The 19,462-nt window shown below is 70.3% G+C and carries 19 protein-coding genes; 11 read left to right on the top strand and 8 right to left on the bottom strand.

Going from position 1 to position 19,462, the window contains the following annotated elements:
* Positions 1-15: 15 nt before the first annotated feature.
* Positions 16-2,607 (bottom strand): magnesium-translocating P-type ATPase, encoded by a 2,592-nt coding sequence (mgtA, locus tag C6A87_RS05810; protein WP_311116390.1) that lies wholly within the window; start codon positions 2,605-2,607, stop codon positions 16-18.
* A complete protein-coding gene (gene ppsA / locus C6A87_RS05815; RefSeq protein ID WP_311116391.1) occupies positions 2,604-4,886 on the bottom strand; it encodes a phosphoenolpyruvate synthase in 2,283 nt (760 codons plus the stop codon). Before ppsA ends, mgtA begins: the two co-directional genes overlap by 4 nt.
* Before the next feature lie 88 nt (positions 4,887-4,974).
* Between ppsA and C6A87_RS05820 the strand changes: the two genes are divergently transcribed.
* Positions 4,975-6,312 (top strand): hemolysin family protein, encoded by a 1,338-nt coding sequence (locus C6A87_RS05820; protein WP_311117826.1) that lies wholly within the window; start codon positions 4,975-4,977, stop codon positions 6,310-6,312.
* On the opposite strand, the gene C6A87_RS05825 is transcribed toward C6A87_RS05820, so the two are convergent.
* Positions 6,254-7,129 (bottom strand): universal stress protein, encoded by an 876-nt coding sequence (locus C6A87_RS05825; protein ID WP_311116392.1) that lies wholly within the window; start codon positions 7,127-7,129, stop codon positions 6,254-6,256. The genes C6A87_RS05820 and C6A87_RS05825 overlap by 59 nt on opposite strands.
* A gap of 295 nt (positions 7,130-7,424) precedes the next feature.
* On the opposite strand from C6A87_RS05825, the gene infA reads away from it, so the two are divergent.
* The 8 genes from infA to truA all read left to right on the top strand — a co-directional run bounded on the left by infA (position 7,425) and on the right by truA (position 12,182).
* The gene (gene infA / locus C6A87_RS05830; protein ID WP_003418601.1) at positions 7,425-7,646 is read left to right on the top strand and encodes a translation initiation factor IF-1; all 222 of its coding nucleotides are present in this window, start codon (positions 7,425-7,427) and stop codon (positions 7,644-7,646) included.
* 49 nt (positions 7,647-7,695) lie between these two features.
* Positions 7,696-7,809, top strand: a complete 114-nt coding sequence (rpmJ, locus tag C6A87_RS05835; protein WP_003879483.1) for a 50S ribosomal protein L36 — start codon at positions 7,696-7,698, stop codon at positions 7,807-7,809.
* Positions 7,810-8,031: 222 nt separating this feature from the next.
* Positions 8,032-8,406 (top strand): 30S ribosomal protein S13, encoded by a 375-nt coding sequence (gene rpsM, locus C6A87_RS05840; RefSeq protein ID WP_003929501.1) that lies wholly within the window; start codon positions 8,032-8,034, stop codon positions 8,404-8,406.
* A 6-nt stretch (positions 8,407-8,412) separates the two neighbouring features.
* Positions 8,413-8,823 (top strand): 30S ribosomal protein S11, encoded by a 411-nt coding sequence (gene rpsK / locus C6A87_RS05845; RefSeq protein WP_003929500.1) that lies wholly within the window; start codon positions 8,413-8,415, stop codon positions 8,821-8,823.
* Between the two features lie 21 nt (positions 8,824-8,844).
* Positions 8,845-9,450: a 30S ribosomal protein S4 gene (rpsD, locus tag C6A87_RS05850; RefSeq protein ID WP_311116393.1), complete on the top strand. Its 606-nt coding sequence runs from the start codon at positions 8,845-8,847 to the stop codon at positions 9,448-9,450.
* An 83-nt stretch (positions 9,451-9,533) separates the two neighbouring features.
* Positions 9,534-10,586 (top strand): DNA-directed RNA polymerase subunit alpha, encoded by a 1,053-nt coding sequence (locus C6A87_RS05855; protein WP_311116394.1) that lies wholly within the window; start codon positions 9,534-9,536, stop codon positions 10,584-10,586.
* A gap of 80 nt (positions 10,587-10,666) precedes the next feature.
* The gene (rplQ, locus tag C6A87_RS05860; protein ID WP_311116395.1) at positions 10,667-11,269 is read left to right on the top strand and encodes a 50S ribosomal protein L17; all 603 of its coding nucleotides are present in this window, start codon (positions 10,667-10,669) and stop codon (positions 11,267-11,269) included.
* Positions 11,253-12,182, top strand: a complete 930-nt coding sequence (gene truA, locus C6A87_RS05865) for a tRNA pseudouridine(38-40) synthase TruA (protein ID WP_311116396.1) — start codon at positions 11,253-11,255, stop codon at positions 12,180-12,182. The genes rplQ and truA overlap by 17 nt, the downstream gene beginning before the upstream one ends.
* A gap of 10 nt (positions 12,183-12,192) precedes the next feature.
* On the opposite strand, the gene C6A87_RS05870 is transcribed toward truA, so the two are convergent.
* The 3 genes from C6A87_RS05870 to C6A87_RS05880 form a co-directional block, all read right to left on the bottom strand.
* On the bottom strand, positions 12,193-12,876 hold the full coding sequence (locus C6A87_RS05870) for a cutinase family protein (RefSeq protein WP_396837006.1): 684 nt from the start codon (positions 12,874-12,876) through the stop codon (positions 12,193-12,195).
* 4 nt (positions 12,877-12,880) lie between these two features.
* Positions 12,881-13,498, bottom strand: coding sequence for a cutinase family protein (locus C6A87_RS05875; RefSeq protein WP_311116398.1), 618 nt, complete (start codon positions 13,496-13,498; stop codon positions 12,881-12,883).
* A 202-nt stretch (positions 13,499-13,700) separates the two neighbouring features.
* Positions 13,701-14,729 carry an EamA family transporter gene (locus tag C6A87_RS05880; RefSeq protein WP_311116399.1) on the bottom strand — a complete coding sequence of 343 codons (1,029 nt, stop codon included), beginning with the start codon at positions 14,727-14,729 and terminating at the stop codon, positions 13,701-13,703.
* 91 nt (positions 14,730-14,820) lie between these two features.
* Here C6A87_RS05880 and C6A87_RS05885 point away from each other — a divergent pair, with 91 nt between their 5' ends.
* Positions 14,821-15,372 carry a CGNR zinc finger domain-containing protein gene (locus C6A87_RS05885; protein WP_311117827.1) on the top strand — a complete coding sequence of 184 codons (552 nt, stop codon included), beginning with the start codon at positions 14,821-14,823 and terminating at the stop codon, positions 15,370-15,372.
* Positions 15,373-15,416: 44 nt separating this feature from the next.
* Complete coding sequence (gene eccB / locus C6A87_RS05890) at positions 15,417-16,793, top strand: type VII secretion protein EccB (protein ID WP_311116400.1); 1,377 nt, start codon at positions 15,417-15,419, stop codon at positions 16,791-16,793.
* Here eccB and mycP read toward each other — a convergent pair.
* Both mycP and eccD read right to left on the bottom strand, forming a co-directional pair.
* The gene (gene mycP, locus C6A87_RS05895; protein ID WP_311116401.1) at positions 16,767-18,101 is read right to left on the bottom strand and encodes a type VII secretion-associated serine protease mycosin; all 1,335 of its coding nucleotides are present in this window, start codon (positions 18,099-18,101) and stop codon (positions 16,767-16,769) included. The two genes, eccB and mycP, sit on opposite strands and share 27 nt — an antisense overlap.
* Positions 18,098-19,378, bottom strand: coding sequence for a type VII secretion integral membrane protein EccD (gene eccD / locus C6A87_RS05900; RefSeq protein WP_311116402.1), 1,281 nt, complete (start codon positions 19,376-19,378; stop codon positions 18,098-18,100). The genes mycP and eccD overlap by 4 nt, the downstream gene beginning before the upstream one ends.
* Positions 19,379-19,462 lie beyond the last annotated feature (84 nt).

The following is a 19,462-nucleotide window of genomic DNA, read 5'->3' on the forward strand; positions in this document are numbered from 1 at the left end:
GCCTAGGGCCATAGGTCACCCAGGCAGGCTGAACCGCGCGGCGCGCCGGTGCACCCGGTGGGCGTGGCCCCGGGTCCGGTGCGGTTGGCCGGCGGAGCGCATCGGCTCGGCGTAGAACACGGTCTTGGTGACGTCGACGAGCACCAGGTAGCCGACGGTCAGCGCGACCAGTGCAGCGAAGAACTCCCAGGGCAGCGGCGTGAAGCCCAGGTGCGCGGCGGCGGGGGAGACGGTCACCCCGATCCCGACGGCGATCACCAGGCCGGTGGAGAGCATCAGCGCGCCCGCGGGCCGGCTGCGCAGGAACGGCACCTTCCTGGTGCGGATGGCGAAGATGATCAGCGTCTGGGTCGCCAGCGACTCGACGAACCAGCCGGTGCGGAACTCGACCGGGCCCGCGTGCAGTACGCCCAGCATCAACCCGAAGGTGAGGAAGTCGAACAGCGAACTCACCGGGCCGAACGTCAACATGAACCGGCGAATGAACGCGATGTCCCAGTGCGCGGGTGCGTGCAGCTGCTCGTCGTCGACCCGGTCGGCCGGGATCGCGAGCTGGGAGGTGTCGTAGAGCAGGTTGTTGAGCAGGATCTGGCTCGGCAGCATCGGCAGGAACGGCAGCACCGCCGAGGCGGCCGCGGCGCTGAACATGTTGCCGAAGTTGCTCGAGGTCCCCATCAGGACGTATTTGACGGTGTTGGCGAAGATCCGCCGGCCCTCGGCGACGCCGGTGGCCAGGACCCCGAGGTCCTTCTCCAGCAGCACCACGTCCGCGGCGTCCTTCGCGACATCGGTTGCGGTGTCCACCGATATCCCGACGTCGGCGGCGTGCAGGGCCAGCGCGTCGTTGACGCCGTCGCCGAGGAACCCGACCGACCGGCCGGTGCGCCGCAGCGACGACACGATCCGGGCTTTCTGGCTGGGGGAGATGCGGGCGAAGATCGTGTGGTCGCGGGCCGCGGCGTCGATCTCGCTGTCGTCGAGCTGTTCCAGCTCGGTGCCCGTCAGGGTGCCCCGGGACGCCAAGCCCAGTTCCTCACAGACCTTCCCGGCGACCCGAGGGTTGTCCCCGGTGGCGATCTTGACCTCGATGCCGAGGCCCGCCAGCCGGGCCAGCGATTCCCTGGCCGCGGGTTTGGGGTTGTCGGCGAAGACCAGGAACCCGTCGAGGGTCAGTCCCTTCTCGTCGTCGGCGGTCAGCGCCGTCAGCTCGGTGGCGGATCTGGAGGCCACTGCGACCACCCGCCTGCCGTCGGCGAACAGGTCCGAGAGCGTCCGCTGAGCGTCCGGGGGGACCGCGACGCAGCGCGCCAGCACCTGCTCGGGGGCACCCTTGACCACCAGCACGCGCGCGGAGTCGTCGTCGACCAGCGCGGAGCTGGCGCGCCGGTCGTGGTCGAACGGCAGGAAGACGACCCGCGTGACCCTGGACAGCGGACGCCGGCCCACCCACAGCGCGGCATCGAGATCGTTGGCGCTGGCGCCCCCGGCTGCAGGGTCCACGTCGGTGGCCAGCATTCCCTTGCGCACCAACGGCTCCGAGTGCTGACCGGCCGGGGTGACGGCGTCGACGAACGCGACCTGCCCGTCGGTCAGTGTCCCGGTCTTGTCGGTGATCAGGATGTCGATGTCGCCGAGGTCCTCGATGCAGACCAGCCGCTTGACCAGAACCTTGTCCTTGGCCAGCCTGCGCGAGCCGGTCGCCAGGCTGGTGCTGACGATCGCGGGCAGCAGTTGGGGGGTGATGCCGACGGCGATCGCCAACCCGAACAGCGCCGCATCGATCAGCGGCCTGCCGAGCAGCATGTTGGTCACGAAGATCACCGCGGTGAGTGTCAGGGCCACCCGCAGCAGCAGGTAGGAGAACCGGCGCAGCCCGGCCTGGAACGCGGTCTCGGGTGCGCTCTGCGACAGTCCCACGGCGATGCGCCCGAATTCGGCGTTCGGCCCGGTCGCGAACACCACCGCGACGGCCTCGCCGGCGCTGACCACCGTGCCCATGTAGGCCAGGTCGACGCAGTCCGCGGGCCCGGCCCCCGCGGGGGCCGGGGCGGTGGTCTTCTCGACCACCGCGGATTCCCCGGTGAGAATGCCCTCGTTGCACGCCAATCCGTTGACGTCGATGAGGCGGACGTCGGCGGGCACCAGCTCGCCGATGGTCAGCCGGATCACGTCGCCGGGCACCAGTTCGCTGACGTCGACGCGGCGAAACGTCCCGTCCCGGCGCACCACCGCGCTGTGCCGGATCGCTGAATGCATTGCCGCAGAGGCCTTCTCGGCGCGATACTCGTTGGCGAAGCCGAGCCCGACGCTGATCAGCAGGATGATGCCGATGATCACCGCCTGCCCGGAGTCGCCGAGGAAGTAGGACAGCGCGGCGGTCACCGCGAGCAGGCCGAGCAGGGCGTTGGCGAGCTGACGGCGCAACACGGCCAGCGCGCTGACCGTGTGGGTGTGCACCACGTTGGCGCCCAGGCTGTGCAGGCGCGCCTGCGCCTCGGCGCTCGACAGACCCTGGGCGGAGGTGCCGAGCAACTCGAACGCGTCACCGACCGGTACACACGCGATGCGATCGCGGCTGGGCAGCGGGCCGGTGAGCGTCGCGGTCATCGCGCGGCGGCGAGCAGGATCCGGCGTTCGGCGGCGGCGATGACCCGCCGGGTGGCGTCGACGGCGTCCGGGTTGACCGACACGGACGTGATGCCCAGACGCACCAGGTGTTCGGCGAACGCCGGGTTGGTCGACGGGGCCTGCCCGCACAGCGAGGAGGTGATTCCGTACTTGTTGGCGGTCTCGATGATGCGGCGAATGGCATGCAGCACAGCCGGATCCGATTCGTCGAACAGCTCGGCGCACACGTCGGAGTCGCGGTCGACGCCCAGCACCAGCTGGGTCAGGTCGTTGCTGCCGATGGACACCCCGTCGATGCCCATGCCGATGTACTCGGGCAGCCAGTGCACGACCGACGGCACCTCCGCCATCACCCACCGGTGCAGTCCCCGCTGACGGCCCAGCGCACTCGCATCGACGAGGGCCAGGCATTCTTCGAGTTCCCACCGGGTGCGCACGAACGGGATCATCAGCCCGACGCCGGGGTACTGTTCGCGCACCCGGGCCAGCGCCTCCAGCTCGAGCGCGAACAATTCGGGCTGCTTGATGTACCGGTAGCAGCCGCGGAAGCCGATCATCGGATTGTGTTCGACCGGTTCGTATTCCGCCCCGCCGGTGAGGCCACGGAACTCGTTGCTGCGGAAGTCGGTGGCCCGGTACACCACCGGTCGCGGAGCGAACGCCGCGGCGATCCTGCCGACCGAGGCCACCATCTTCTCGACGAGCGCAGGCTGTTCGCCCCGCGCGATCAGGTCGCGGGGATGGCGGCCGCCCAGCGCCTCGGTCAGCATGAACTCCGCGCGCAGCAGCCCGACCCCGTCGACCGGTTGCGCGGCAACGGTTTCCGCGCTGTCCGGCATTGCGAGGTTCACATACACCCGGGTTCCTGTGGCTTCGGCGGCTGGTGCAGCGGCCGGGGCTTCGCGGACCCGGCCGGTCACCGCCTGTGCCGGCGTGGCACGCCCCGACACCACCTCACCGCGCGCTCCGTCGACGGTGACGGTGGTGCCGTCGTGCAGGTCCCGGGTCCCGCTTCGGGTGCCGACGATGCACGGAACGCCCAGCTCACGCGCCACGATCGCGGCGTGGCAGGTCATCCCGCCGCTGTCGGTGACCAGCGCGGCCGCGCGCCGGATCGTCGGAAGCCAGTCCGGGTTGGTCATCTGGGCGACCAGGATCTCGCCCTCCTGTAACCGGTGGCCCTCGTCCGGGCTCTGCAGCACCCGGACCTTTCCCGACGCGATGCCCGGCGCCGCGGCCAGCCCGCGGGCCAGCACCACGTGTTCGGCCTTGTCCGGTGGCGTGGTGTGCCCGAGCGTGGTGATGGGCCGGGCCTGCACCAGGTAGGTCGCGCCGTCGCTGATCGCCCACTCGGTGTCCTGCGGGCATCCGTTGTGGCGTTCGGTGGCGATCGCCAGTTCGGCGATCGAACGCAGTTCGTCGTCGTCGAGCACCCGCGCGGACGCCTGCTCCTCGTCGAGCTGCACCGTGGTGTCGCGGCCGTCCGGACCGCGCACGATCTTGAAATCCTGATGCCCGACGCGGATGTCGATCGGCTGCAGGGTCTCCTTGGACACCATGTAGGTGTCGGGTTCCACCTCGCCGGAGACCACGACCTCGCCCAGACCGAACGCGGCCTCGATCACCACGCGGTCCCGCGCCCCGGTGCTCGGATCGGCGGTGAACGCGACGCCGGACTTGTCCGACTCGATCATCTGCTGCACCACGACGGCCATCGCGGGCGCGCCGAGGAACCCCCGGCTGGCGCGGTAGGTGATCACCCGCGGGCTGAACAACGACATCCAGCACCGCGTCACCGCGGCAAGCAGGCCGTCGTCCCCGGTGACGTTGGTCAGGGTGGCGTTCATCCCGGCGAAGGACGCGTCGGCACCGTCCTCGCCGGTGGCCGAGGAGCGCACCGCGACCACCGCGCCGGGACCCAGTGCGTGGTAGGCGTCCAGCGTCAGCGACTTCGTGGTGTCGTCGACACCCGCCGTCCGCACCAGGCCCTGCATGCGGTCGCACAGCTCGCCGAGCCGCGCGGTGTCGGCGACCTGGGAGAGCGCCTCCCGGTGCAGTGCCGCCAGTTCGGTGTCCACGGCACCGGCCCGCATGGAGTCCAGGTAGCAGTCGCGCAGTAGCACGAAGCCCGGTGGTACCGGCAGTCCGGCAGCGACGAGCTCGCCCATGTTGGCGCCCTTGCCGCCGGCTTCCTCGGCGTCCTGAATCGTCACGGCCGAGATGTCGCGGACGGGGCTGCGACGACTTCCTGGGTCCATCAGCCAATCGTGCGCCTCCGCTGGAGCGCCCGCGTAGCGTTTGAGCTGTCTCGATTTCGCTTCCCGAACGAGAGGGGGCGTGAGGCCGGTGACCGGGTACTGGACCGACCTGGCGCTGGTCGCGGTCCTCGTGCTGGTCAATGGTGTGCTCTCGGGCAGCGAGGCCGCGTTCATCGCGCTGGGCGAGGGACAACTACGCGAGATGGAACGCCGCGGCGGCCGCGTCGACCGGATCGTGGCCCATCTGGCCCGGGAGCCGAACCGCTTCCTGGCCACCATCCAACTCGGCATCACCCTCGCCGGGTTCCTCGCCTCGGCCACCGCGGCGGTGTCGCTGGCCGAGCCGCTGCGGATGCGGCTGCAATTCCTCGGTGCCGCAGCGGGTCCGGTCAGCATCGCGGTGGTGACGGTGCTGGTCACCGCGTCCACGCTGGTGGTCGGCGAGCTTGTGCCCAAGCGGCTGGGCATGCAGTACGCCCGCCGCTGGGCCCGGCTGGTGGCCCGGCCACTGAAGGCGATGGCGGTGCTGGCCACCCCCGTCGTGTGGTTCCTCGGCAAGACGACCGACGTCGTGGTGGCGGCGCTGGGTGGCGACCCGGACATCGGGAAGGAGGAACCGACGTTCGGCGAACTGCGGGAGTTGATCGTCAGCCACAGCGGGCTGAGCGACGAACAGCGCAGGATCATCTCCGGGGCGCTGGAGATCCACGAACGTTCCCTGCGGGAGGTCGCGGTGCCGCGGATGTCGGTGTTCCGGCTGCGCGCCGATCTCCCTGTGCCACAGGCTCGTTCGGTGCTGGGGGCGTCAGGGTACGTGCGGGCGCCCGTAGTGCCCGCCGACGAGTTGGACGACGCGACCGGGGTGGTGCACCTGCGCGATCTCCTCGGTTCCGACGGGACGGTCGCCGACGTGGCGCGCCCGGCGATGCTGTTGCCCGACAGTCTGCGGGTCACCGGCGCGATGTCGCGGTTGATGTCGGAACGCGAGCAGTTCGCTCTGGTGATCGGCGAACGCGGCGGGGTCACCGGGATCGTGACGCTGGAGGATCTGCTCGAAGAGGTCGTCGGCGAGATCTACGACGAGCAGGACGAGGACGTCAAAGCGGTCCGGGTGTTGCCCGACGGCAGCCGAGTCCTGCCGGGTTCGTTCCCGATTCACGATCTGCTCGACATCGGCATCGACGCCCCGGAACTGGCCGGGGACGACTACACGACGGTGGCCGGGCTGATCCTGAGCCGCCTGGGACGGGTACCGGAGGAGCCCGGCGACCACGTCGAGGCGGCCGGCTACCGGTTCGACGTGCTGGCGGTGGACCGGCACGCCATCGCCGAGGTGCGCCTGCGGCCGCTGGGAGTGACCGGGTCGGTCAGCGCGGGCGGACCACCATCACCGGGACCTTCGCCGCCTGCACCACCGCGCCGCTGACCGAGCCGAGCAGCGTGCCTGCGACCGCGCCGTAGCCGTGACTGCCCACCACGACGAGCTGTGCCGTCTCTGCGCGCTCCACGAGCCGGCGGGCCGGTTCGTCGGGCACCACCACGAGTTCGACCGCGACGTCGCGGTAGCGCTGCTGCCGCTCGGCGAGCTGGCGAGCCGCCTCGCGCTCGACCTCGGGGCGGGTCTGCTCCCAGTCGAAGCCCGGCATTTCGAACGCGCCCGGCGACCACCACGCGTGCAGCACGACCAGCCCCACCTTCCGGCGGGAGGCCTCGTCGAAGGCGATCTCGACGGCGTCCTCGGACGCCGCCGAGCCGTCGAACCCGAGCAGCACCGGCGCGCCCGCGTCCGGCGCGGACTCCTCGTCGTGCACCACCACGACCGGGCAGTGCGCACGGTGCACCAGGCCCATGCTGGTGCTGCCGAGCATCCGGCGGGCGAGCCCGCCACGTCCCCGCGAGCCGACGACGACCATGTCGGCAGTGTGGGACTGCTCCACCAGCGCCGCGGTTGGGGTCGCGACGGCGAACTCCATGCTCACCGGTACGGCGCCGCCGGTCAGCTGCTCGGCGATCCGGCGCGCGTCGGTGAGGATGTCCTGGCCGATCTCGCGCTGCCAGTCCAGGAACCCCGTCGGCACCGGCACCACCGGCCACGCCCCGATCGGCAGCGTGGTCGCGTACAGGATGACCAGCGGAACACCGCGCAGCGCGGCCTCCGCGGCGGCCCACTCCAGGGCCGGCTGCGACGACGGCGAATCGTCGACGCCGACGACCACCTTCGAGTTCTCCGCGTCAGCGGCCATGGTGTCTCCTGTCCTCGTGTGGGCAGCGAGGCGATGTCCGCGCCCTGCCACTACGTTATGGGCAGGTGGGTGGCGCGCCTAGGGACTTCGGCGCGGATTTTGGGGTATCGCAGTGTGCGAGTAACATGGATCAACGGTGCGGCTTCCGCGCCGACTTTTCGCGTGCCCCATCGGGAGCCCCGCCGTCAGCGGGGGGAATTCCCGACATCCGGCCCACGTTCTCAAGTCGGATCGAACGCTGTGCCGACCAGGCCAGCAAGCCGATACGAAACGAAAGCAAGGATCGTCACAGAGTATGGCCAAAAAAGACGGTGCCATAGAGGTCGAGGGGCGTGTCGTCGAACCCCTGCCCAATGCGATGTTCCGCATTGAGCTGGAGAACGGACACAAGGTCCTCGCCCACATCAGCGGAAAGATGCGGCAGCACTACATCCGCATCCTCCCCGAGGATCGCGTCGTGGTGGAGCTCTCGCCCTACGACCTGTCCCGCGGTCGCATCGTGTACCGCTACAAGTAAGTCCCGAAGACCCCCGAAGAACTACCGAGAAGAAGGATCGACGACAGCCGTGAAGGTGAACCCGAGCGTCAAGCCGATCTGCGACAAGTGCAGGGTGATCCGCCGGCACGGGCGGGTCATGGTGATCTGCTCCGATCCGCGGCACAAGCAGCGGCAGGGCTAGCAGCTAGGCCGGCGATGAGCGCTCGCGCGAAGAGCAGATCGCCGGAGCAGTACCCACAACTGAATGATGAACTCCCAGCACCACTGAGTGGATAGGCCACTTGCTTCCGATGAACGCTTGCGCGAAGAGCATCGGAGAACGTCCGGAACGGAGGCCGGACCCCGGGCAGACCCGGGAACGGGCTGGGACCAGACCTCCGCAGAACACGAGGGAATGGCACACATGGCCCGACTTATGGGCGTAGACCTCCCGCGCGATAAGCGCATGGAGATCGCATTGACGTACATCTACGGCATCGGCCGTACCCGCTCCCAGGAGATCTTGGAAGCGACCGGCATCAGCCGGGACATGCGCACCAAGGATCTGACCGACGATCAGGTCACGCAGCTGCGCGACTACATCGAGGGCAACCTCAAGGTGGAGGGTGATCTGCGCCGCGAGGTGCAGGCGGACATCCGCCGCAAGATCGAGATCGGCTGCTACCAGGGTCTGCGGCACCGCCGTGGCCTGCCTGTGCGCGGCCAGCGGACCAAGACCAATGCGCGCACCCGCAAGGGCCCCAAGCGCACCATCGCCGGCAAGAAGAAGGCCAGGTAACCCCGGATGGCACAGGCAAAGAAGGGCGCCCCGAAGAAGGGGCAGAAGACCCGTCGCAAGGAAAAGAAGAACGTCCCGCACGGCGCCGCCCATATCAAGAGCACGTTCAACAACACGATCGTGTCGATCACCGATCCCCAGGGCAACGTCATCGCGTGGGCGTCGTCGGGACACGTTGGCTTCAAGGGGTCGCGTAAGTCCACCCCGTTCGCCGCACAGCTGGCCGCCGAGAACGCGGCCCGCAAGGCGCAGGAGCACGGCGTCAAGAAGGTCGACGTCTTCGTGAAGGGCCCCGGCTCGGGTCGTGAGACCGCCATCCGCTCGCTGCAGGCCGCCGGCCTCGAGGTGGGCGCGATCGCCGATGTCACCCCCCAGCCGCACAACGGCTGCCGTCCGCCCAAGCGGCGCCGGGTCTAGGAAAAAGGAGTTTAGAGACTTATGGCTCGTTATACCGGACCCGTCACTCGCAAGTCGCGCCGTCTGGGCGTCGACCTTGTCGGTGGAGATCAGTCCTTCGAGAGGCGCCCCTACCCGCCCGGCCAGCACGGCCGTGCGCGGATCAAGGAGAGCGAATACCGCACCCAGCTGCAGGAGAAGCAGAAGGCCCGCTTCACCTACGGCGTCATGGAGAAGCAGTTCCGCCGCTACTACGAGGAGGCCAACCGCCTCCCCGGCAAGACCGGTGACAACCTGCTCCGCATCCTGGAAAGCCGCCTGGACAACGTCGTGTACCGCGCCGGTCTGGCCCGTACCCGTCGCATGGCGCGCCAGCTGGTCAGCCACGGCCACTTCACCGTCAACGGTGTGAAGGTCGACGTCCCCAGCTACCGGGTGTCGCAGTACGACATCATCGACATCAAGGACAAGTCGATCAACACGTTGCCGTTCGAGCTCGCTCGGGCCAACGCTGGTGATCGGCCGATCCCGGGCTGGCTGCAGGTCGTCGGCGAGCGTCAGCGCATCCTCGTGCACCAGCTGCCCGAGCGCGCCCAGATCGACGTGCCGCTCACCGAGCAGCTCATCGTCGAGCTCTACTCGAAGTAGTAATCCTGGCCCCGGAATCCACCGGGGAACAGGCCACTTAACGGCATCAAATAGCGGTTGCCGAGAAGGAGAACAGAAACACCATGCTGATTTCTCAGCGCCCCACCCTGAGCGAAGAGGTCGTCGCCGAGAACCGCTCCCAGTTCGTCATCGAACCGCTGGAGCCCGGTTTCGGTTACACCCTCGGAAACTCGCTGCGTCGCACGCTGCTGTCGTCCATCCCGGGCGCGGCCGTCACCAGCATCCGCATCGACGGTGTGCTGCACGAGTTCACCACCGTCCCCGGGGTCAAGGAAGACGTCACCGACATCATCCTGAACCTCAAGGGCCTCGTGGTGTCCTCCGAGGAGGACGAGCCGGTCACCATGTACCTGCGCAAGCAGGGACCCGGTGAGGTCACCGCGGGCGACATCGTGCCGCCTGCGGGTGTCACGGTGCACAACCCCGAGATGCACATCGCCACCCTCAACGACAAGGGCAAGCTCGAGGTCGAGCTCGTCGTCGAGCGCGGTCGCGGCTACGTGCCTGCCGTGCAGAACAAGGCCTCCGGCGCCGAGATCGGCCGTATCCCGGTCGATTCCATCTACTCGCCGGTGCTCAAGGTCACCTACAAGGTGGAGGCGACCCGTGTCGAGCAGCGCACCGACTTCGACAAGCTGATCCTCGACGTCGAGACCAAGAACTCGATCACCCCGCGTGACGCGCTGGCCTCGGCCGGCAAGACGCTGGTCGAGTTGTTCGGTCTGGCACGGGAACTCAACGTCGAGGCCGAGGGCATCGAGATCGGGCCGTCGCCGGCCGAGGCCGATCAGGCTGCGCACTTCGCGCTGCCGATCGACGACCTGGACCTGACGGTGCGCTCGTACAACTGCCTCAAGCGCGAGGGTGTGCACACCGTCGGCGAGCTGGTGGCCCGCACGGAGTCCGATCTGCTGGACATCCGCAACTTCGGCCAGAAGTCCATCGACGAGGTGAAGATCAAGCTGCACCAGCTCGGTCTCTCGCTGAAGGACAGCCCGGCCACGTTCGATCCGTCCGAGGTTGCCGGCTACGACGTCGCCACGGGCACCTGGAACAGCGACGCCGGCTACGACCTGGACGACAACCAGGACTACGCCGAAACCGAACAGCTCTGAGCGGAACCCCGAACAGGCTCTAAGAAGTCCGTCCCGGTCCTACCTGATACGGGGACCGGCCCCATTTAGGAGATAGCGCAATGCCCAAGCCCACCAAGGGTCCTCGCCTCGGCGGGTCGTCCTCGCACCAGAAGGCCCTGCTGGCCAACCTGGCCACGTCGCTTTTCGAGCACGGCCGTATCAAGACGACCGAGCCGAAGGCGCGTGCGTTGCGCCCGTACGCGGAGAAGCTCATCACCCATGCCAAGAAGGGCACGCTGCACAACCGGCGTGAGGTGATGAAGAAGATCCGCGACAAGGACATCGTCCACGTCCTGTTCGCCGAGATCGGCCCGTTCTTCGCCGATCGCAGCGGCGGCTACACCCGCATCATCAAGGTCGAGAACCGCAAGGGCGACAACGCCCCCATGGCGGTCATCGAACTGGTGCGGGAGAAGACCGTCACCTCCGAGGCCAACCGCGCACGTCGCGCGGACGCGGCTCAGAAGGTGGCGAGCGCGGGCGCTCAGAAGGTCACCGCCGCCGCGGCGCCGCAGGCCGCCGTCGAGCCCGAGGCAGCCGAAGGCCCGGCCGCCGAGGAGGAGACCGTCGAAGAGGTCAAGGCAGAAGATGCCGCGATCGAGCAGGCACAGGAAGCTGTGGCCACCGACGAGGCCGAAGCCGAGGATGACAAGAAGTCCTGACGACGACGTCGTGAGCATGCCCGCCACCGATTCCGGTGGCGGGCATGTTCATATCTCGTCCCCCTCCGCACACACCCGTCTGCGGCTCGACATCGCCTACGACGGCACTGAATTCGCCGGCTGGGCGACACAGGCCGGGCAGCGCACCGTCGCGGGCGCCATCGACGACGCGCTGTCGACGGTGTTCCGCACCCCGGTGCTGACCCGCGCCGCCGGCCGCACCGACTCCGGCGTGCACGCGAGCGGCCAGGTGGCCCACGTCGACGTGCCCACCGACGCGCTGCCGCACGCCTACCCGCGCACCACGCGACCCGGGGAGCCGGAGTTCGGGCCGCTGGTCCGCCGGCTCGCCAAGATGCTGCCCGAGGACGTCCGGGTCCGCGAGATCACCCGGGCTGCACCCGGATTCGACGCCCGGTTCTCGGCTCTGCGCCGGCACTACGTGTACCGGCTCACCACCGCCCCGTACGGCGCCGAGCCCGCGCAGGCCCGGTTCGTCACCGCGTGGCCGCGTCCGCTCGACGTGGCGGCGATGGCGGGTGCCGCACAGGAGTTGTTGGGACTGCACGACTTCGCGGCGTTCTGCCGCCACCGCGACGGCGCCACGACGATCCGCGAGCTGCAGCGGCTGGACTGCGAGCGTGCGGGCGACGACATCTCCGTGCACGTCAGCGCAGACGCGTTCTGCTGGAACATGGTGCGCTCGCTGGTCGGTGCTCTGCTCGCGGTGGGGGAACACCGGCGGGACAGCGCCTGGCTCGCGGGGCTGCTGGACTCGTCGCGACGCTCCAGCGACTTCGCCGCCGCCCCGGCGCGCGGCCTGACCCTGGTCGGAGTGGACTACCCGCCGGACGCCGAGTTGGCGGCCCGCAACCTGGTGACGCGCGACGTGCGCACCGCCGACGAGATCTAGAGCCCGGTGTCTAGAGCCGGGGTGCCACGAAGTCGGCCGCCTGGTTGACCATGCCTGCGCTGATGTAGGCGGGTGCCAGATGGTCGGGCCAGTAGTCCTGCCAGTTCTCCGGATCCGTCGGGTTGCAGATCGGATCGTCACCGTGGCACAGCTCGATGGTGCGCTCGGCGTAGAGCGGGCTGAAGTTCGAGATCGGGCCGACCCACGCGATGCCGTTGCCGAACAGCGTCACCGCGGCGATATGGCGGTCGGCGCCGGCCGGGAGCGGGGCCTTGAAGCCGAACGCGGCGATCGGCACGGCCAGTACGACGTCGGTGACGGCCGCGCCGAGCGAGTACCCGCCGAGCACCAGCCGGGTGTCCGGGCAGTTGTTCATCATGTACTGGATGCGGTTGCTCATGTCGTTCGCGCCGATGTCGATCTCGGTGTCGGCGGGATACTTCACCGCGTACAGGTTGATGTTCCTGTCGGTCTTGTTGCGCAGCGCGCTGACCAACGCGTTGCCGATCTGCCCGGCGCCGGGAGACTCGATGCGGCCGCGGGCGAAGATCAGCTCGACCTCGGGGCAGGACTGTGCCGACGCGAGGGGCGGCGCGGCCAATGTGGCTGCGGTGAGCAGCAGTGCAGCCGTGGCCGACAGAACTCGGAATTTTCGCAGCTGACGAATCACCGTGCCGATCCTAACTGCCCGCATCCGTTCAGACCCGTCCTGCGGCAAAGCCGGCTGCCTGCCCGATGAAAGGGGAACGTTCGTAGCTGGTGTGGGCAAACGGGTTGCGGCCCGGCGAGCAGATCGGATCACCGTCGGCACACAGGTCCAGCGCCTTGCCCGCGAACGCGCCGCGCGCCGAGACCGGACTACCGAACTTGGCCGACGGGTTGCCGAACACCGCGACTGCGGCGACGTTGCCGTTGAGTCCGGCGGGCAGCGGCGGCGCCGAGCCGATGGTGCCGATCCGGTCGCCGAGCGGGGGCACACCGGCGAGCATCGCGACCACGGCGGCGCCCTGCGAATAGCCGCCCAGCACGACGCGGGTGTTCGGGCACTCGGCCGCCAGGTAGGCGATCCGACCGGTCGCGTCCGTGGCGCCGCTGGCGGTGTTGAGGAAGTCGTAGGTGGCGGGATAGTTCACCCCGTAGGTGGCCACGCTGCGACCGCCGAGCTGGTTGCGGAGGGTGTCCGCGAGGGCCAGTCCGACGCGCCCGACGCCGGGCGGCTCACTGGTGCCGCGAGCGAAGATCACCTCGACGTCGGCGCACGGCTGTGCGGAGGCCGGGGCTGCGGGCAGGAGGAAGGCGGCGGTCGCGGACGCCATCACGGCAGCTGCGGTGGCGACAATCCGGCGGCTCAGTCTTTCGGCGGGCACAAGACACGGTAACGCATAGCTGTGTTAAACAAGTCGGGCGACGAACGCCGCTGCCTGCTCGGTGAACCCCGCGGTGTCGTTGCGGTGGGCGGCGATGTTGACGGCGTACGCGCCTACCGAGCGGCCGCCCACCGTCGCCACGCGGCGAGCGTCAGAGTCGATGGGCGCCCGGCGATGCCAGCTGCTCGGCGGCGTGGTCGCCTGGGCATCCGGCCAGGTCACCCGCGCGGGCCAGGGCCAGGCCGGCCAGCACGACGGCACCGCCGACCGCCTGGGTGGCGGTCATCGCCTCGCCGAGCAGCACCCAGGCCGCCAGCACCGCGAACATCACCTCGGACAGCCCGACCAGCGAGGCGAACCGGGGCCGAAGTCGCGCGATCCCGACGATGCCGAGGGTGTAGGCGATCGCGGTCGGGAGCAGCCCGAGCGCGATCACCGGGACGATCCAGGAGGTGTGCCAGCCCGCGATCACCGCGTCGTTCGCGGTGAACCGCATCGGCATCACGCCCGCGACGCCCAGGGCGGTCACCGTGGCGGCGCCGACGACCAGGCCGCCGGCGGCCAGCGTGATCGGATGCAGCGGCGTCTTTCCGTCGGGTACGGCGGCGCCGGCTTTGTCCGACATCAGGAAGTAGCAGGCCGCGCACACCGCCGCGGCCAGGCCCCAGCCGACGCCGACGGGGTTGATCTGGGCGCCGGTCAGCCCGCCGGGCCCGACCAGCCCGAGTACCAGCATGATCCCGGCGACCGCGAGCGCGACCCCGACCAGCGTCATGCCGGTGGGCCGTTTCCTGGTGCTCGCCCACAGCCAGCCGACCACCAGGATCGGGGCGGTGTATTCGAGCAGCAGTGCCACGCCGACCGACAGGTGCGAGACGGCGTTGTAGTAGAAGAGCTGGGCGCCGGCGATCGGGACCAGGCCGTACAGCGCCACCGTGGTGGCATGTTCGCGCGCCTCACGCAGCCAGCCCGGACGCACGACGGAGGCGAAGATCGCCATCGCCAACGCTCCGCCTGCCAGGCGCGCGGTGACCGCCGCGGTCGGGGTCCAGCCGGCCTCCATCAGCGCTTTGGCGAAGGGCCCGCTGCAGCCGAACGCGAACGCCGAGCCGATGGCGAAAAGCAGACCGGTACGAAAATGATCGGTGCGAACGCCGGGGTCGATATCGAGTGCCGCCATGAGCAAACCGCTTCCATGCATGTGACAAGGGGTGACATGAGTAAAATGAACTTTGGTCATGACGCTACAACCGGAGGGAGTCATGGGTCAAATGCTTTTTACTTATGACACGGAGCTCACATTGCGGGCGGTCAGCGTCCTGATCAACAGCGACCGCGTCGACGGCGAGCAACTCGCCGACCTCGCCGCGCTCGACGAATATCTCGACACGTTCGGGTGGACCGGACGCCGGGACCGCGACGCCGCCGAACTCGACGCGGTGCGCGCACTGCGCACCCGACTGGGACGGATCTGGGAAACCGCGGACGACGAGACCCGCGCCGTCGAGCAGGTCAACGCACTGCTGTCGGACACCAAGGCGTCGCCCTGGCTGACCCGCCACCCCGAGATGCCCGAGTGGCACCTGCATCTGGCATCGATCCACGACCCGCTGTGGCAGCGGATGGGCGCCGAGATGGCAATGGCGCTGGCCGACCTGATCCGCGGCGGCGAACTGCGCCGACTCAAGCTGTGCGCCGCCCCGGACTGCCATGCCGTGCTGGTCGACCTGTCGCGCAACCGGTCGGGGAAATTCTGCGACACCGGCAACTGCGGCAACCGCCAGCACGTCGCCGCCTACCGGGAACGCCGCTCCAACAAGTGATCTGACCCAGTCGCAGCCCCCGCTACGCTGGCCCGGGGGGAGTGATGGCGCAACCGACGACACGCCTGCAGGTCAGCGGGCACCGCTTTCTGGCCCGCCGGATGGAGCACGCGCTCGTCCGCGGTGATCCGCGGCTGCTCGACGATCCGCTTCGCGCGCAATCAGTTTCGCTCGTCTCCGGTGCGGTACTGGCGGTGCTGGCCGTCGCGGTGAGCGCGATCCTGGCGGTCGTCCGCCCCGGCGGAGCGCTGGGTGACGCGCCGCTGGTCGTGGTCCGCGAGTCCGGCGCGATGTACGTCCGGATCGACGACGTCCTGCATCCGGTGTTCAACCTGGCCTCGGCACGCCTGATCCTCGGCGCCGCCGCCGAGCCGCGCCTCGTCTCGCAGCGCGCCGTCGACGCGGCGACGCTGGGGCCGCAGGTCGGGATTCCCGGGGCGCCGTACCGGATCTCACCGCCGCTCGAAGCCGGGGACGCCGGGTGGACGGTCTGCGACGACGCGCAGTCCGGCACTTCGGTGGCCGTCGGCCCGTCCGCCGTGGCGCTGGAGCCCGGCGCCAGTGTGCTGGTGACGCCCCGCGGGGAGAGCGCCGCGTTGACCTACCTGCTGCACGGCGGATGGCGATCGCGGGTGGATCTGCGTCACCCCGCAGTGGTCCGTGCGCTGAGGCTGGACCGAATTGTGCCACAACAGGTTTCCGCTGCACTGTTGGCTGCCGTGCCCGAGGCGCCGGCAATCGAGCCGCCTCGCATCCCCGCACTCGGCACGGCCGGGCCCCCGCCGCTGCGCGATCACCCGGTCGGCACCGTGGTGCGCGTCCGCGGGACAGGCGGCGCGACCGACCATTACGTGGTGCTGCCCGACGGACTGCAGCGCATCGGCGAGGTCGCCGCGGATCTGATCCGCTACACCGACCGCCGAGTCGGCGAGGACCTGCCGACCGTGCCGGCCGATGTGGTGGGAACGCTGCCGGTGGTCGACACACTGCCGGTGGCGACGTTCCCGCTCACCGGCGGCGTCACCGACGCCGCCGTGGTCTGCGCACATTGGGACGGCACCGCCCGGGCGGGTTCGCACACCACGGTGCTCACCGCGGAGGTGGCCGCGCCGCTGCCGCACCCCGTCGCGCTGGCGCAGGCCGACGCCGACGGCCCGGCCGTGGACACGGTCTCGGTGCCCGCGGGACGCACCGCGTTCGTACGCTCGGTATCGCTGACCGGCTCCGGGCACAGCACGGGTTCCCTGTTCCTGGTCACCGACGCCGGGGTGCTGTTCGGTATCCGCGACCAGGAAACCGCGCGGGCCCTGGGTATTTCGGCGCCCGCGGCGCCCGCACCGTGGCCGGTGCTCGCGACCCTGCCCCGCGGGCCGGAACTCAGCGGGCAGGCCGCGTCAGTCGTCAGGGACGGCACGCCGTGACCGGTGCGCCGCGGACATCACTGCCGTGCAACCGGCCAGCCCGACGCAGACCAGAGCGGCGCGCACCGCGGTCCCGCGGTCGGCAGGTCCGGTCTCCGGTGGCGAGGCGGCGGCCAGCGGCGCCACGGTGGGGGTGATGGTCCGGTCCGGTCCGGTCGCCGAGACCGCGGCGAGCGCGTCGACCACGCCGTGCCCGACCACCGGATTCCAGCCGCCGGGTGGGTCGTGCGCGGTGTCCTCGATGATCCGCATGACCTGACGCGCAGTCAGTTCCGGCGCCCGGGCCCGGACAAGCGCCGCGATCGCGGCAACCACGGGAACGGCATAGCTGGTACCGGAGATCGGCGAGCCCGACGGCGCGACGTCGACGAGGCCGTCGCCGGTCGGGGCCAGCGACACCACCGCCTCGGCCGGGGCCGCCACGTCCACCCACGGCCCGGCCAGGCTGAACTCCGACGCGATCCCGTCCGGCCCGACCGAGCCGACGGTCAGCACGTAATCGTCGTACCAGGCCGGGCTGGCCACCATGGTCACCGCGTCGGCGTGCGCGGGATCCCGCGGGTTGTGCCCGGGGCACTGCCCGCCACCACCGACGTTGCCGGCGGCGGTGACCACGACGGCGTTCTTCACGTCGACGGCATAGGACAGCGCGGCGCCCAGCGCCCGGTCGTCGAGTGCCGAGTCGGCCTGCACACACGCCACCGTCGAGATGTTCAGGACCGTCGCGCCCAGATCAGCGGCGGTGCGTACCGCGGCGGCCAGAGTGTCGACGTCGCCGACACCTGTCCCTCCCGGCTCGTCGGCGGCGCGGAACTTGGTGCTGGACTGCCTGATCGCGAGCAGGGACACCTCCGGCGCGATGCCGGTGAACCCGTCGGGGTCGGCGGTGTCCGGGGTGGCGGCGATGATCCCCGCGACCAGGGTGCCGTGTCCGTCGCAATCGGCGGTGCCGTCCTGGCGGGACACGTAGTCACCGCCGGGAACCAGATGGGGCAGCCGGTGGTGGCGCGCCACCCCGGTGTCGATCACCGCGACGGTCTGCCCCGCACCGCGGGTCAGCGCCCACACCGCGCTGAGGTCCATGCCCTGCAACTGCCCCGGCCGCTTCGGCGGATCGGGTGCCGAGCGGGCAGCAGTGACGCACTCGTTGTGTTGGGTGGTGGGATGGCGCGGTGCGGCGGGGCGCGGCTGCGGCAGGCGCAACTCGTCCACCGCCGGCGGCCCCGCCGCCGCTGCACACGGCGCGGTGGGCAGCAGCGCCAGTGCCATGACCGCCGGCGCCCGCCACCATCGGGTCCACCTCGTCATGCCAGGCTCAGCTGTCCGACCATGCCGTAGACCCCGGCAAGCCAGCACGCCAGCGGCACCACGGCCACCAGTGCGGCATACTCGGCGTACTGGATCAGCCGTGACAACAACGGGTTCGACGGCCACGGCCGTGCCGCAGCGGATACCGCCAAAGCGCCGAACGCCGTCGCGCCCGCCCCGAGCCAGCCCGCGTGGTCCGGTGCGGCAGCCACCGTGACCAGCAGCGCGGCCAACAAGGACGTCACCCCGGCGACGCCGAGTACGAGGCGCCGCCGGGTGTCGGCGTGCACCCGCCCGCGCAGCACGAGCAGCACACCGAGATCGGCGGCGAACACCGCGGCAGGCACCGTTTGCGCACCGGTGCCGATCGCCGCGACCGAGACCACGACACCGCCGGCGGCCGCGCTCGCCGACCAGCCGGCCACCAGTTCCGTCAGCGCGCGATGCGCTGCCGCGGAACGGGATCCGTCGTCCGCTGTGCAGAGTGCTGCGAGCTTGCCGGCCACCGACAGCCCGGCCAGCGATACCGCGGCCAGCGCTGCGCCGAATGTCGGTACTCCGGGCGCCAGGTTGCCGACCCCGGCCGCCGCGGTGACCGCCGCCGATGCGGCCGCGAGCGTGGTCAGCGGCGGCAGATCGGGAAGCCACCGCAACAGCAGCACCGTCACCGCGAACCCCGCCGACGCGGCCAGCAGCAGCATCGCCGCCCACGGCGCCGCGGGGGTCGCGAGAAGTCCTGCGGTGACGGCGAACTGCGTGGCCGCGGTGCTCAACAGCGCCGCCAGGGTCCGATCGCCGCGCGCCGCGGCGACCGCGCCCGCCCCGGCAACCAGCGACAGTGCCGCCGCCGTCCAGAGGTGCCACGGCGTCGGTGCCGTGACGCCCGCCCAGGCCAGCGCCGCCGCGCCCGTCGAAGCGGCGGCCACCGCGGCTGCCGGACCCAGAACGTCCGAGCCCGGCGCGGTGATCCCGTCCGCGACGACGGCGCACGGGTCGGCGGGGCGTCGCCGCGGCGGCGGAATCCGGACATCGGCCAGCACGAGCATCGCGCCGTCGTCGACATCGTTGTCGCGCAACGACAGTGATGTGTCCACCGGCTCGCCGGCCACCCGGGTCAGCAGCCAGCGCCGCGGTCCGTCCGCGGCACTCGCGGCAGCCTCGACGATCGACGGCATCAGCTCACCGAGCGGCCGGTCCGCGGGCACGACGAGATCCACGGTGCCCGGAGCGCCGGAATCCGGCACGGTGACGGCGATCCTGCGCAACGTATCCGGCACCGGTTCAACGTAACTCGGCACGGCCTGGCAGTGACGCAGCACTTTGCGTGGGTTGTGGAGGGAACCGGCCGGGCCGCTCGTGCG

This window comes from Mycobacterium sp. ITM-2016-00317 (assembly GCF_002968295.1).
In the GTDB taxonomy this organism is placed as follows: domain Bacteria; phylum Actinomycetota; class Actinomycetes; order Mycobacteriales; family Mycobacteriaceae; genus Mycobacterium.

What these genes read in the sequence shown, in the direction of transcription:
- mgtA (WP_311116390.1), bottom strand. Translation starts at nt 2,607, where the DNA reads ATGACCGCGACGCTCACCGGCCCGCTGCCCAGCCGCGATCGCATCGCG.
- ppsA (WP_311116391.1), bottom strand. Translation starts at nt 4,886, where the DNA reads ATGGACCCAGGAAGTCGTCGCAGCCCCGTCCGCGACATCTCGGCCGTG.
- C6A87_RS05825 (WP_311116392.1), bottom strand. Translation starts at nt 7,129, where the DNA reads ATGGCCGCTGACGCGGAGAACTCGAAGGTGGTCGTCGGCGTCGACGAT.
- infA (WP_003418601.1), top strand. Translation starts at nt 7,425, where the DNA reads ATGGCCAAAAAAGACGGTGCCATAGAGGTCGAGGGGCGTGTCGTCGAA.
- rpsM (WP_003929501.1), top strand. Translation starts at nt 8,032, where the DNA reads ATGGCCCGACTTATGGGCGTAGACCTCCCGCGCGATAAGCGCATGGAG.
- rpsK (WP_003929500.1), top strand. Translation starts at nt 8,413, where the DNA reads ATGGCACAGGCAAAGAAGGGCGCCCCGAAGAAGGGGCAGAAGACCCGT.
- rpsD (WP_311116393.1), top strand. Translation starts at nt 8,845, where the DNA reads ATGGCTCGTTATACCGGACCCGTCACTCGCAAGTCGCGCCGTCTGGGC.
- C6A87_RS05855 (WP_311116394.1), top strand. Translation starts at nt 9,534, where the DNA reads ATGCTGATTTCTCAGCGCCCCACCCTGAGCGAAGAGGTCGTCGCCGAG.
- rplQ (WP_311116395.1), top strand. Translation starts at nt 10,667, where the DNA reads ATGCCCAAGCCCACCAAGGGTCCTCGCCTCGGCGGGTCGTCCTCGCAC.
- truA (WP_311116396.1), top strand. Translation starts at nt 11,253, where the DNA reads ATGACAAGAAGTCCTGACGACGACGTCGTGAGCATGCCCGCCACCGAT.
- C6A87_RS05870 (WP_396837006.1), bottom strand. Translation starts at nt 12,876, where the DNA reads ATGCGGGCAGTTAGGATCGGCACGGTGATTCGTCAGCTGCGAAAATTC.
- C6A87_RS05875 (WP_311116398.1), bottom strand. Translation starts at nt 13,498, where the DNA reads ATGGCGTCCGCGACCGCCGCCTTCCTCCTGCCCGCAGCCCCGGCCTCC.
- C6A87_RS05880 (WP_311116399.1), bottom strand. Translation starts at nt 14,729, where the DNA reads ATGGCGGCACTCGATATCGACCCCGGCGTTCGCACCGATCATTTTCGT.
- C6A87_RS05885 (WP_311117827.1), top strand. Translation starts at nt 14,821, where the DNA reads ATGCTTTTTACTTATGACACGGAGCTCACATTGCGGGCGGTCAGCGTC.
- eccB (WP_311116400.1), top strand. Translation starts at nt 15,417, where the DNA reads ATGGCGCAACCGACGACACGCCTGCAGGTCAGCGGGCACCGCTTTCTG.
- mycP (WP_311116401.1), bottom strand. Translation starts at nt 18,101, where the DNA reads ATGACGAGGTGGACCCGATGGTGGCGGGCGCCGGCGGTCATGGCACTG.